Below are 14,240 nucleotides of genomic sequence, written 5' to 3'. Positions count from 1 at the left end.
GAATAATCAGCCGCCACGACAAATTGACTGGTTCGCCAATGGCAACCAGTTTGCGCTATGACTCGCCACGATCAGCTATTGGTTCGCGATGCAGACCAGGTGACAGGGCTCCGCCTACCACCCTTTCGATGTTCAGAAGAATTCCACTTCGTCGTAAGTCTGGGGTTCGAAAACGCCAGATTCGACCAGTTCCTGATAGGCGTAAACACGATTTCGCCCATCCTGCTTGGCCTGATAAAGACTGCGATCGGCCCGGCTGAGCACTTCGACCGGCAGAATATCGAGTGAGACCTGGCTGTAGCCGATACTGACCGTCAGCTTATCGATACGAGGAAAGACATGCGCTTCAATGGCCAGACGGACGCGCTCAAAGACATTTCTGGCAATGGCCGCGTTCTCGGCAGCGATGATGGCGACGAATTCCTCGCCACCATAGCGGTAGAGCAGGTCTGAGCCGCGGAAAGTAGTGATCATCAGGCGCGAGGCCAGTAGCAAGATCTCATCGCCGACCATGTGGCCGAAGCGGTCGTTGATGCTCTTGAAGTGGTCGATATCGATCACCGCCAGCCAATAGTTCTCGCCCGGCGAACTACGCCGGCCATTTTCCCGCTCGGCAAAGTGATCTGGGCGACCGAGCGCCCGCCAGATGCGGTCAAAGCTGCTTTCCAGGGCTTGGCGGTTGAACAGGCCGGTTAGCCGGTCGCGCTGGCTGATGTCGAGCAGCGCATAGTAGTTCGAGAACACTTCGAGGACGCCTCGGATCATGGCATCCTCCGTGGCCTGCACCTCGCGGTCGCGCTGGAAGACGAAGTAGCCGCAAACGTCGTTCCCGCCAAATAGCGGGTAGGCAACGAGCAGTTCCTGGTCCAGCTTGCGGGTGCACGGTTTCCCTAGCAGGCGCACATTGTCGGTCAGGGCAATGACCTCAGGCGGCAGGTCATTCAGGCGTGAAACCTCCTCGACCCGCTCGACCATCCGAGCCACACCGTCGGCTTCGATGACCTTGGAGCGATGGTAGTTGATCACGCGAGCCATGTGCTGCTGCTCGTCGGTACGGTAAAGCGAAGTATCCAACACACCGAGCAACGGCCCCAGCGTGCGCAACAAACTTTGTTCGAGCACCTCCGTATCACGAATCGAGGTCATTTTTCCCAGCTTGCCCAGGAGACCGGGCAGACGGTTTGCTCCAGTGTCACTCATCAGCGTCCTTCAACATTCAAAATTAATACTTTAGTAATACACAAACGGTAAGCATAGCGCCGATTTAATGAACAATCGATAATTTTTGTAAAATCTACATAAATGTCATGCCAAGACAAAAAAAGGGAGCCCGAAGGCTCCCAAAAGGAATGAGACAACGGTTGCTGTTCTCCGAAGTCTCTCCCGCAGAGTACTTAGTGTTCCGTCGCAGCAGCGCCCCGGAACGGCAAGCAGATTATTTCGCGGGCCCCTTACGGATAAAGCCGAAGGGCTTGCCGAGAGGAATCAGCGTACGGCCGAAGTAACTATTGAGGAAAAGGCCGCCGGCTGTGTAAAAGCCAGCCAAGGAAATCAACAGTTCTGACCAGGCGGCCAGGGCCGAAAACAACGGTGGATTGACGCCAAGAATGGACAAGCCAAGCGAAGGCAACAGAACATTGATCAAAACCAGCATGAGGGCAAACATCTTGTTGACCTCAAACGCCGCCACCATGATGAACAAGGAGAAAAAGAAATACCCGAAACAAGCGTAGGCAAGCTGACGCGGGTCTGCCTTGGCGGGATCGACAGCACCAAGCCAACCCTGGCTGATCGCCCAATGCATGGCTACGGCAGACCAGAACAAGCCATAAGCCCCGAGTACGATGGAGCCGAAATAGTTGTTCTTCTTGAAGTCGATCGTCGAAGCCCAGATCTGAGCCAGCGACCCCAACAACAAGGCCCACGGAATGATGTAGGTCGCTCCTGTGGTCCAGCCCATTTTCTGGGATGCAGCAACGAAAGTGACCATCGATAAGCCGAACACCCCGAGCGCTGTCGGATCGGACATCATGATCTTGGTTTCGGTAACTGTCGCAGTTGATGCTGTCATGAATTACTCCCTGATTAGTATTATTTTGCAGCGATGACCTGGCAGAGAAAGCTGACTACATGTTTGGGTAATTCGGCCCGCCGCCCCCCTCTGGCACCGTCCAGTTGATATTCTGGGTCGGATCCTTGATGTCGCAGGTCTTGCAGTGCAGACAGTTCTGGCCATTGATCTGCAACCGTGGCTTGCCCTCTTCCTCGCCGAGGATTTCGTACACGCCGGCCGGGCAATAACGCGTTTCCGGTGCACCGTACTTGGCGTAATTGACTGAGATGGCCACCGACTCATCCTTCAGGCGCAGGTGCGTCTGCTGGTTTTCCTCGTGGTTGGTCGCCGACAGGAAAACCGAGGACAGGCGATCAAAGCTGATCTTGCCATCCGGCTTCGGGTAATCGATTTTCGGATAAGCGTTCTTGTCGCCCAGCTGGCTGTGGTCGTCGTGATGACGCATGGTCCACGGCGCCTTGCCGCCGAACAGGAAGGTGTCGATGGCGCCGTAGGCCAGGCCACCCAGCAAGCCCCACTTGAAGGCCGGACGGATATTGCGGACCTTGTACAACTCGGCCCACAGCCAGCTCTGCTTGATCTGTTCGCCATACTCGACGACCTCGGCCCCGGCGTTGTCCTTGCACAGGTGCTCGAACACCGCCTTGGCGGCAACGATGCCGGATTCCATGGCCATGTGCGTGCCCTTGATCTTCGGCACGTTGAGAAAGCCGGCGGTATCGCCAACCAGCAGGCCGCCCGGGAAATGCAGCTTGGGCACGGACTGGTAACCGCCTTCGGACAGCGCGCGGGCACCGTAGGAAATGCGCCGGCCGCCCTCGAAGAAGCCACGAATGGCCGGGTGCGTCTTGTAGCGCTGGAATTCCTCGTACGGCGACAGCCACGGGTTCTTGTAGTCGAGGCCGACGACATAGCCCACCGCCACCAGGTTGTTTTCCAGGTGGTAGAGGAAGGAACCGCCATAGGTGGCCGAATCCACCGGCCAGCCCACCGTATGCACGATCAGGCCGGGCTGGTGCTTGGCCGGGTCGATTTCCCACAGTTCCTTGATGCCGATGCCGTAGGTTTGCGGATCGACGCCGTCGCGCAGGTTGAACTGGCCAAACAATTCCTTGGTCAGCGAACCGCGACAGCCTTCAGCGAAGATGGTCTGTTTGGCATGCAACTCCATGCCCGGCTGGAAGTTATGGCCCGGCTGGCCATCCTTGCCGATGCCCAGGTCGCCGGTAGCGACGCCCTTGACCGAACCGTCCTCGTGATAGAGCACCTCGGCGGCGGCGAAGCCCGGGTAGATCTCGACACCCAGCGCCTCGGCCTGCTCACCCAGCCAGCGGCAGAGGTTGCCCAGGCTGATGATGTAGTTGCCGTGGTTGGACATCTGCGGCGGCGTCGGCAGCTTGAACGAACCGCCTTCAGTCAGGAACAGGAAGCGATCCTCGCCGGCCGGCGTGTTCAGGGGCGCACCGCGCTCCTTCCAGTCCGGGAACAGTTCGTTCAGGGCATGCGGTTCCAGCACGGCGCCCGACAAGATATGGGCGCCGATTTCGGAGCCCTTCTCCAGCAGGCAGACCGACACTTCCTTGCCAGCCTGTTCGGCCAGCTGCTTGATGCGGATCGCCGCCGACAGCCCCGAAGGGCCGCCGCCGATGATCACGACATCGTATTCCATCGCATCGCGATCGGTACGCATGGTCATTTTCAGAACAGGGTTTCGGCCAGGCCGAGCGTCGAGGCCGCACCACCGGTGACTTCGGCAGCGTAGGCAGCGGCGAACGGCAGCTGGTGGGTGGCGAAGTACTCGGCGGTCGCCAGCTTGGCCTTGTAGAAGTCGTCGGTGCTACCGTCAGCCAGATGCTTGGCGGCAATGGCGGCGGACTTGGCCATCAGCCAGCCGCCGACCACGATGCCGGTCTGCTTCAGGAAAGGCACGGAACCGGCATGGACCGCCTGCGGGGCGCTTTCGTAGTTGGCGAGAATCCAGTCGACGGCCTTCTGCTGGGCGGCGATAGCGGCCTTCAGGTTGGCGGCGATATTGGCCAGCTGGGCATTGCCGGCGAGTTCTTCGGCCGTGGCGGTCATCTCGGCGATCAACGTCTTCATCGCAGCGCCCGGCACCTTCTCGCGAGCCAGCTTGCGGCCGACCAGGTCATTGGCCTGGATGGCGGTCGTGCCTTCGTAGATGGTGGTGATGCGCGAATCGCGGTAGTACTGGGCCGCGCCGGTTTCCTCGACGAAGCCGACACCACCGAAGACCTGCAGGGCCGTCGACGACAGCTCGACGCCCTGCTCGGTGCTCCAGCCCTTGATGACCGGGGTCAGCAGATCGATGCGGGCCTGCGCGGCGGCATCGCCGGCATGCGCCTTGTCGATGTTGGCGGCGCCGTAATAGGCCAGCGTGCGCATGGCTTCGGTGCGGGCCTTGCAGTCCATCAGCAGACGACGGACGTCCGGGTGATGCAGGATGGGCTTCTTCTCGCCGGACTTGTCACCGATGATGCCGCCCTGAACACGTTCGCGGGCATACCACAGGGCGTGCTGGTAGGCGCGCTCGGCGATGCCAACGCCTTCCAGACCAACATTGACGCGGGCGTGGTTCATCATCGTGAACATGTAGCCAATGCCCTTGTTCTCTTCGCCGACCAGGTAGCCGATGGCGCCTTCCTTCTCGCCGTAGGACATGACGGCGGTCGGGCTGCCGTGGATGCCCAGCTTGTGTTCGATCGAGGCGCAGATCAGGTCGTTGCGGGCGCCAAGGGAACCGTCGTCATTGACCAGGAACTTCGGCACCAGGAACAGCGAGATGCCCTTCAGTCCCGGCGGTGCGTCCGGCAGGCGGGCCAGCACGAGGTGGATGATGTTCTCGGCGACATCATGCTCGCCCCAGGTGATGAAGATCTTGGTACCGCTCACCAGATAGGTGCCGTCACCAACGGCCTTGGCCTTGGAGGAGATGGCGGCCAGATCGGAACCGGCGTTCGGCTCGGTCAGGTTCATCGTGCCGGTCCAGGTGCCTTCGACCATCTTCGGCAGGTACTTCTGCTTCAGTTCGTCGGACGCGTGGTGAGCGATGGCTTCGATGGCACCGCCAGTCAGCATCGGGCACAGGCCGAAGGCCATGTTGGCGCCCTTCCACATTTCATTGACGGCCATCGAAACGACGGCCGGCAGACCCTGGCCACCGAATTCCGGATCGAACGGCATGGACATCCAGCCGGTCTCGGCGAACAGCTTGTAGGCTTCCTTGAAGCCTGGCGCCGTGGTGACGACGCCGTCCTTGCAGACGTGACCGGTGCGGTCACCGACCTTGTTGATCGGGTCGAGCACGCCGGTGGCGAACTTGGAAGCTTCGTCGAGAATGGATTCGACCAGTTCGACCGAACATTCCTCATTACCGGGCAGGGCACAGATTTCTTCCAGGCCGGCCACTTCGTTGAGGACGAACTGCATGTCGCGAATCGGGGCGATGTAGGTACTCATAGATTTATTCCTTTGAAAAACCAGGGGGCATCACCCCGCCTCGACGGGGTGCGGCGAAGCCTCCCGCCAAGGCGGGAAGCGCAGCAAGACTTACTCGATGGCCAGCGCCGAATTGGCGTGCTGACGCAGGACGTACTTCTGGATTTTACCGGTCGAGGTCTTCGGCAGTTCACCGAACACCACCTGCTTGGGCACCTTGAAGCGAGCCAGGTGAGCGCGGCAGTGCTCAATGATCTCGGCTTCGGTGCACTTGGCATCGGTCTTCAATTCGATGAAGGCCGCCGGCACCTCTCCCCATTTCTCGTCGGGCTTGGCCACCACGGCAGCGGCGATCACGGCCGGGTGTCGGTAGAGCACGTCCTCGACCTCCAGCGAAGAAATGTTCTCGCCACCGGAGATGATCACATCCTTGGAGCGATCCTTGATCTTGACGTAGCCATCGCTATGCACGACGGCCAGGTCGCCAGTATGGAACCACCCTCCCGCAAAGGCCTCTTCGGAAGCCTTCTCGTTCTTCAGGTAGCCCTTCATGACCAGGTTGCCGCGGAACATGATTTCGCCCATGGTTTCACCGTCCCAGGGCACTGGCTCCATGGAAACCGGATCGAGCACGGCGATGGCTTCCTGCATGTGATAGCGCACACCCTGACGGCCGTTGCGGGCAGCCTGCAGGTCAATCGGCAAACGATCCCATTCCGGTTGCTTGGCACAGACCGAGGCCGGGCCGTAGGTTTCGGTCAGGCCATAAACGTGGGTAATGTTGAAGCCCATGCGCTGGGCGCCTTCGATAATGGCAGCCGGAGGCGCAGCACCGGCGATCAGGCCATTGACGGTGTGGGCGATGCCTTCGCGCAGCGTTTCCGGCGCGTTGATCATCATGCCGTACACAATTGGCGCACCGCACATGTGACTGACCTTGTGCTCCTTGATCAGACCGAAGATCAGCACCGGGTCGACGCGGCGCAGACAAACGCTGGTCCCGGCATTGGCCGCCAGCGTCCATGGGAAGCACCAGCCGTTGCAGTGGAACATCGGCAGCGTCCACAGATAAACCGAGTGCGGCGGCATGCCCCAGGAAATGATGTTCGACGCCGAATTCAGGTAGGCGCCGCGATGGTGATAAACGACACCTTTCGGGTTGCCGGTGGTGCCGGAGGTGTAGTTCAGCGCGATGGCATCCCACTCGTCTTCCGGCAGTTGCCAGGCAAAGTCAGGCTCGCCTTCGTTGAGGAAGGACTCGTAGTCCTTTTCACCCAGGGACTCGCCTTCGGTGTAGTCGGGATCGAGGCTATCGATGACCAGTGGCTTCGGCCCTTCAAGCAGTTCCAGCGCGGGCTTCACCACCTTGGAAAACTCGGGATCGGTGATCAATACTTTGGCTTCGCCGTGGGCCAGCATGAAGGCAATGGCTTCGGCGTCAAGGCGGGTATTCAGCGTATTGAGCACGGCGCCGATCATCGGGATGCCGAAGTGACACTCGAACATCGAAGCCGTATTCGGCAACATCACGGCCACCGTATCGCCCTTGCCAATGCCACGACTCTTCAGCGCTGAAGCCAGCTGGCGAGCGCGGTCGTAGCTTTCCTTCCAGGTATATTGGCGGGCACCCTGGATAACCGAAATACGCTTGGGATAGATGAATGCCGAGCGTTCAAGGAACGACAGCGGCGACAGCGGAACATAGTTGGCCGGATTACGCTCCAGCCCAACGGTATACGGATTTACCACAGTGAATCTCCTCACGTTTCTTGCCGAATGTGCTGTTCTCGTTGGGGCAAGGTTTTTATATTTTTCTTGAGAATGACAAAATACTTTTGCTGAACTATTGGCAGAATGTAACGAATCGTTACACCATGAAGTCAGCCGTGCCGCCTGAACTAGAATCGCCCGATGCTTCTTGAAGACGCCTCTTCACCCACCACACCGCGCCACGAAATGTTGCAGGCCGGGCTGGACCTTCTCGACCAGGGCATTACCGTATTCGATGCCGATTTGCGGCTGGTCGCCTGGAACCGCAACTTCCTCAAGCTGCTCGATTTTCCGGAATCGCTGGCCTACATCGGCGCCCCTTTCGAGAGCTTTATCCGTTACAACGCCGAACGCGGCGAGTATGGTCCCGGCGATATCGAGTCCCAGATTACCGAGCGCGTGGCAGCCGCCCGGAATTTCACCCCCCACCTCACCGAGCGCCAGCGTCCGAATGGCCGGGTCCTGCTGCTGCGCGGCGAACCCTTGCCGCACAAGGGGCTGGTCACCCTGTACAGCGATATCACCGAACAACGCTATATCGAGCACCTGACCGAACATCAGAACATGCAGCTCGAGGAGCGCGTGCTCCGGCGTACCGCCCAGCTCGAGAACGCCAATGCCAACCTGCGCCTGGCCAACGAAGACAACGTCCGCATTGCCGCCGCACTGGGTCGCAGCGAGGCCCGCCTGCGGCTGATCAACGACACCATCCCCATCCTGATCGGCTACGTGGACCAGCATGAGGTTTACCAGTACGCCAACAAGGGTTATGCGGACTGGTATGGCCATCCGGAAGGCGGGGTCACCGGTCGGGGCGTACTCGATGTGATCGGCCCGCAGGTCTACGCCCAGGTTCGCGACTTCGTGCACCGGGCCTTGGCCGGTCAGCAGGTCACTTACGAATACGAGATGGAACGCCAGGGCCAGAGCGTTTTTGCCCGCAGCACGCTGGTTCCGGAAATCAGCAGCGATGGCGAAACGCTGGGTTTCTTTGTCTTCTCGCACGAAATCACCGAACAGAAACGCATGCAGGCCGCGCTGGTCCAGGCCCAGAAAATGGAAGCCATCGGCCAACTGACCGGCGGCCTGGCCCACGACTTCAACAACCTGCTGACCGTCATCATCGGCAACCTGGCTGCCTTGCAGGATCACCGGCCGGACGATGCCGGCGTCAATGAGTTCGTCGAACCGGCCCTGCAATCGGCCCGGCGCGGCGTACAGCTGATCAAGCGCCTGCTCACCTTCTCGCGTCAACAGCCGCTGGAACCGCAGGCCGTCGACATTGGCCGCCTGATTGGCAGCCTGGCCAAGCTGGTCCGTCGCTCGCTACCAGAATCGATTGCCGTGTCGACCGATCTGGCCGGCGCCTCGATCCATGCCCTGGTTGATCCGGGACAGCTGGAAAGCGCCCTGCTCAACTTTGCCCTGAACTCGCGCGATGCCATGCCTGACGGTGGCCGACTGCACATCGCGGCGCGCGCCGTCGAGCTAACGACCGACGCCACCGCTTTCGATGTCTCGCCCGGCCATTACGTGCTGATCGAAGTCGCCGACAACGGTTGCGGCATGGATGCCGCCACCCTCTCCCGTGCCTGCGAACCCTTCTTCACGACCAAGCGCTTCGGGCTGGGCAGCGGCCTTGGCCTAGCCATGGCCTACGGCTTCGCCAAGCAGTCAGGCGGCGGCATTTCGATCCAGAGCCAGCCCGACCAGGGAACCTCGGTACTGATGGCGCTGCCGCTGGCTGCCCGGGAACCGGACATCGACCTGCCGGGCGAAGAGGCTGCCCTGCCTCACGGCGGCGAGCTGGTCCTGCTCGTCGAGGATGATCCGAATGTCCGCCGCGTCGTTCGCCAGCAACTGATCGACCTGGGCCACCCGGTCATCGAGGCAGAAGATGGCTCCCAGGCGCTCGACATGATCGATCAGATCCACGATATCGCCGTCGTCGTCAGCGATGTAATCATGCCCGGCGGCCTCAATGGCCGGCAACTGGCGGAACAAACGCTGGCCCGGCGTCCGGAAATGCGCATCGTGCTGATGAGCGGTTATACCGATGAAGCCGAAACAGATGGCACCAGTGCGCTGCCCATTCTCGCCAAACCATTCGACCGCCAGGATCTGGCTCGCGCCCTGCAAAGCGCACACCGAGGCACGCCATGAAAGACAACGAATCCGCCAAGCTGATCGCCATTGTCGAGGACGATCCCGATGTCGCCAAGATCATTGAGCAGGTGCTCGGCGACTTCGGTTTCCGCACCTGCTGGTGTCGCAGCGCCGGCGACCTGCTGCGCCGCCTGCGCACCCTGGCGCCGGACTTGTGCATTATCGATCTCGGACTGCCGGACATGGATGGCCTCGAAGCCATGCAGCGGGTACGCGCCCAGTCTGGCTGCGGCATCCTGATCCTGACCGGACGGGCCCACGTCAGCGACCGCGTCATGGGCCTTGAACTCGGGGCTGACGATTACGTTCTGAAACCGTTCGAGCCGCGCGAACTGGTCGCCCGGGTGCGCAGCATCGTACGCCGGCGTGAGAGCAGCGAAACACCCGCCCGCCAGATTGCCGAGTTCGGCGGCTGGCGCTTCAACCTGAGCAACAATCGGCTCACCGCACCAAACGGCGACGAACTTGCCCTCAGCACGGCCGAATCCGAATTGCTGAAGGTCTTCGTCAGCCATCCGAACCGCATCCTGCAACGCGAAAAACTGATGGGATCGCGCGACCTTGCCCCCAGCGACCGCGCCATCGATGTCCGCATCTCGCGCCTGCGCCGCAAGCTCGAACCCGATCCGCAAAGCCCGGCTTTTCTCAAGACGGTCTACGGCGCTGGCTATCTGTTTCTGGCCGCGGTCTCCTGGTCCGGTGAACCCGGCGCTAGCCAGCACTGAGTACCCGCAACGCGCCTTTCCTCGGTTTTCTGTCTGCACTTTTTCCCGACAAAGTATTGAAGCCCCCTGTCGCAATAAAACATTGATATATTTGTGTTTTCTGATATATTTAACCAAGACCTTTCGAAGATAGGGGTCACGAAGCATTAACTTCAACGGCAGACCTGTGTAGTCTTGTTTCTGTCACGAAACTGGACAGCAAAAACACGGTCAGTTCTATCTGTGACGGGGTGAGCCTCCTCCCAATTGAAGCTCACTTTTGTAATCATTGATTGATCGGCCACCTTGGAAACTAGGTTGGACGCTCTCGGATTTGGGTCGAATGCGCAATAACGGTGCGGTAAGCGGCAAAGAGATCGAACTACGGGATGATCAACTGATCATTTCCCGGACGGACAATCAAGGCCGCATCGTTTACGTCAATCCCGACTTCATCGAAATCAGTGGCTTCTCCGAGGCGGAACTCATCGGTCAGCCCCACAATATGATTCGGCATCCTGACATGCCGCCCGAAGTCTTTGCCGATCTGTGGCGAGACCTCAGGGCGGGGCGCCCCTGGATCGGCCTGATCAAAAATCGCTGCAAGAATGGCGATGCCTACTGGGTCGAAGCCCATGTTTCCCCAATATGGGACAAGGATGAAATATCCGGCTACATGTCCATGCGCCGAAAGGCCAGCAGAGGCGAGATTCAGGCGGCTGAACAGACCTATGCGGCAATGCAAAAGGATGCCGACAATGCACCGATTTTTGAACACGGCGCAGCGAGCCAGCGCAAACCCTGGCGATCCCTGCACAACGCTTTCAGCAATGCCCCGCTCGCCATCAAGTTCATCCTCGCGTCGCTGACCGCAGCGGCGCTGGTTCTTGGCCTGACCACTTATTTCCTGGCCAGCCATGTCTCCCGTACGCTGGATGAAAATGCCCGAAATCAGCTGAAACACGACGTCAGCCTGCTTCGTGCGGCAGTTTCCGCTCGCGTTGAAGGCGCCAATATAGAAGCCGTTGAATACTCCAAGGTGCTGGCCAAACGAGTCTACGCCGCCATCGGTGGCCAGAAGAATGCCAGTCGCCAGTCCCTCGAGGCCATGATCGAGAAAATGAGCGCCTCCCCCGGCAATCCGATTGATATCTTCCTGCACGACTTGCGCGGTGTCGGCACCATCTTCATCCTGACCCCAGAGGGCTTCCAGCGTCGCATGACAACCGCGGTTGACGACCATGGCGGCTCCCCGGTTGGCTCCTACCTCACCACCGACCACCCAGCCTATCTGCAGCTGTCTGCTGGCCAAACCTTTGTCGGTCCGGCCCGGGTTTTTAACCGCCAGTATGTCACCCGCTACACGCCCATCCTCGATGCCCAAGGGACAGTGGTGGGCGCCACCGTCATCGGTATCGACATCGGTGAGCAACTGGACACCCTGAAGCGACAAATACGCTCGATGCAGGTGGGTGAAACCGGTTATTACTACATTGTCGATACCACGCCGGGAGCAAATTTCGGCACTCTGATCCTCCACCCTTACAAGGAAGGGCAAGGCCTCGCGAATTTCCGCATGGATAACGGCAAGGGACTGATTGAGGAAATGGCCAGAATCGGCACCGGCGAAATTTCGTACCGCTGGAAAAATGAAGAGGCGGGAGAGGTCGTTGCCCGAAAGAAACTGGTCATCTTCGAAACCCTGGATGAGCCCAAGTGGACCGTTGCTGGTGGCACTTCCGTCGATGAGTTCACCGCCCTGTCCGACCGTATCGTCTGGCTGGTCATCGCTGGAGGACTGGCCATGGCCACCACTATTTTCGTCATTATCCTGATTTTGCTCCGCAAGTTGATTCTGAACCCGCTGAACAGCCAGGTACTACCCACATTTCACGCCATTTCAGCCGGGCATTTCGACACCGCGCTCGATGTTCGTGGCAATGATGAAATGGCCCAGGTTGTCCAGGGGCTGGAATCCCTGCGCAACCGCCTGGCCTACAACAACGAACGTGAGCGCACACTCTCTGCCATGCGCGAACTTGCTCGCCAGGAAGCAGAAGGCCTTGCCCGGGCCCGAGCAGAATTCCTGGCCAACATGAGCCACGAAATCCGCACGCCGTTGAACGCCGTGATCGGACTTGCCTATCTGCTGCTGCAGAACAAATTGGGCGAGCGCGAGATGGAGTACGTCAAACGCATTGAAGGGGCTGGCAAACTGCTGCTGGCCATCGTCAATGACGTGCTGGATTTCTCAAAAATCGACGCCGGTAAAATGCAGTTGGAGGAAAGCTCATTCCAACTCGATGACTTGCTCGACAACCTGTCGAGCCTGGTCCGTACCCGAGCCCAGGAAAAAAATCTGGTCCTCGAATATGTCGTTGCCCCTGACGCCACACAGAATCTCCGTGGCGATGCCCTTCGTCTGTCGCAGATACTGATTAACCTGGTCAGCAACGCCATCAAGTTCACGGCCGAAGGTTCGATCACCGTATTCATTGATGTCGCATCGAATAAGGACAACCGGATTGAACTCGAGTTCCGCATCCAGGATACCGGCATCGGCATGTCGGCCGAACAAACTGATAACCTGTTCCGGGCTTTTTCGCAGGCGGATAGTTCCGTTACCCGAAAATTTGGCGGTACCGGGCTTGGCTTGGCCATCAGCAAGCGACTGATCGAAATGATGGGTGGCACCATCTGGGCCCACAGCGTCCCGCAAGTTGGCTCCACTTTCTCGTTCCGCGTCTGGCTGGGGATCGATGAAACGAAACCGGAAGTACTCCGAAAAGTCGGCTATCACGTCCTGGTCGTCGACGACAACAACCTGGCGAGGAGCGTCCTGAGCAGCCTGCTGAAAAAACATGGCTGCACCGTTCTGGCTGCGGAATCTGGAGAAGCAGCCCTCGCCGCGCTTCATGCATCGGCCATGACATCGTTCGACTGCATCATGGTCGATCTGAACATGCCGGATATGGACGGCCTGGCTCTAGCCCAGCACATCCGCTCTGAACGAGGGCAATCGACAAAGCTGATCATGGTCACCGGAGAAAACGTACACAGCTCCCGTTATCGCCATGCTCTGGGAGATTTTGACGCCATTGTTGAAAAACCGGTCACCGCCGCGCGGATCGGCGAAGTGCTGGCCCATCTGGAAGACGACGCACCACCCCGGCGACCAGCCACACTGCTTCCGGTCCCTGCCGCACCACTCTCCGGCTTGCGCATTCTGGTCGCCGAAGACGTGCCGACCAACCAGTTGATCATGCGCGACCTGCTCGAATCACTGGGCGCCACTGTCGAGATGGCAGACAATGGCGAACAGGCCATCGAGCAGCTTGCTGCAGCGGGCGACGACATCGACCTGATCCTGATGGATATCCAGATGCCGGAAATGGACGGCCTGGAAGCCACCCACCGCATCCGGACCGGGCAGAAACGCGCCAACATTCCGATTATCGCCCTGACCGCGCACGCCCTTGAAGAAGAACGACAACGCGCCGCCGCCTCGGGTATGAACGACTTCCTGACCAAACCCATAGAGCCAGCCAACCTGATCAATGTGATCCAGCGCTGGCGACCAACGCCGGTCAGGGCTGAAACAACCGCTCCCGCTCCGCTCCAGGCGGTGAAGCCGATCCAGATTCCGGACATTCCCGGCATAGATGTGACGGCCGGCCTGCACCGCATGCTCAATCGGCCAGCCTTGTACGAAAAAGTGCTGCGCGACTTCCATACCCGCTTCATCGGCGAGGCTGATCGCATACGCTCCGCACTGGCTTCAGAAGAAACGGTCAGCGCCGCCCGCGGCGCACATAGCCTGAAGGGCACCGGCGGCATGATAGGCGCCAATACGCTGGCCGCCATTGCAGCAGAACTGGAACAGGCCATCACGACGGGCAGCCCTGATATCTCAGCGGACCTGGAGCGCTTCGAGAAAGAACTGAACCGCGTCCTCGACGGGGTCAAGTCGGCATTCAATATTGCTTAGCACGGCGTTCTCTCGGCCAATCACCGAAGAAAAAAGGGGCTGAAAATCAGCCCCTTTTGCTACCTACGTCGCGCCCGGGAAA

General features: G+C 59.6%; 8 protein-coding genes. 3 read left to right on the top strand and 5 right to left on the bottom strand.

The genetic code is table 11. From position 1 onward, the window contains the following. Window positions 1–132: 132 nt before the first annotated feature. From DARO_RS01230 to DARO_RS01210, 5 genes are all read right to left on the bottom strand, one after another. Window positions 133–1,200, bottom strand: a complete 1,068-nt coding sequence (locus DARO_RS01230) for a GGDEF domain-containing protein (protein ID WP_011285999.1) — start codon at window positions 1,198–1,200, stop codon at window positions 133–135. 235 nt (window positions 1,201–1,435) lie between these two features. Next, window positions 1,436–2,071 (bottom strand): acetate uptake transporter, encoded by a 636-nt coding sequence (locus tag DARO_RS01225; RefSeq protein WP_011285998.1) that lies wholly within the window; start codon window positions 2,069–2,071, stop codon window positions 1,436–1,438. 55 nt (window positions 2,072–2,126) lie between these two features. After that, complete coding sequence (locus tag DARO_RS01220; protein ID WP_011285997.1) at window positions 2,127–3,770, bottom strand: electron transfer flavoprotein-ubiquinone oxidoreductase; 1,644 nt, start codon at window positions 3,768–3,770, stop codon at window positions 2,127–2,129. Window positions 3,771–3,772: 2 nt separating this feature from the next. Next, window positions 3,773–5,551 (bottom strand): acyl-CoA dehydrogenase C-terminal domain-containing protein, encoded by a 1,779-nt coding sequence (locus DARO_RS01215; RefSeq protein ID WP_011285996.1) that lies wholly within the window; start codon window positions 5,549–5,551, stop codon window positions 3,773–3,775. A gap of 90 nt (window positions 5,552–5,641) precedes the next feature. Next, entirely contained in the window at window positions 5,642–7,279 is a 1,638-nt protein-coding gene (locus DARO_RS01210) for an acyl-CoA synthetase (RefSeq protein WP_011285995.1), read from the bottom strand. 162 nt (window positions 7,280–7,441) lie between these two features. On the opposite strand from DARO_RS01210, the gene DARO_RS01205 reads away from it, so the two are divergent. From DARO_RS01205 to DARO_RS21440, 3 genes are all read left to right on the top strand, one after another. Then, on the top strand, window positions 7,442–9,463 hold the full coding sequence (locus DARO_RS01205) for a PAS-domain containing protein (protein ID WP_011285994.1): 2,022 nt from the start codon (window positions 7,442–7,444) through the stop codon (window positions 9,461–9,463). Continuing rightward, a complete protein-coding gene (locus DARO_RS01200) occupies window positions 9,460–10,191 on the top strand; it encodes a response regulator transcription factor (protein WP_011285993.1) in 732 nt (243 codons plus the stop codon). Before DARO_RS01205 ends, DARO_RS01200 begins: the two co-directional genes overlap by 4 nt. Window positions 10,192–10,513: 322 nt before the next feature. Continuing rightward, window positions 10,514–14,158 carry a response regulator gene (locus tag DARO_RS21440; protein WP_011285992.1) on the top strand — a complete coding sequence of 1,215 codons (3,645 nt, stop codon included), beginning with the start codon at window positions 10,514–10,516 and terminating at the stop codon, window positions 14,156–14,158. The last annotated feature ends 82 nt before the right edge of the window (window positions 14,159–14,240 follow it).

The sequence above is a fragment of the Dechloromonas aromatica RCB genome, assembly GCF_000012425.1.
This window is presented reverse-complemented; position numbering and strand designations above follow the sequence as displayed.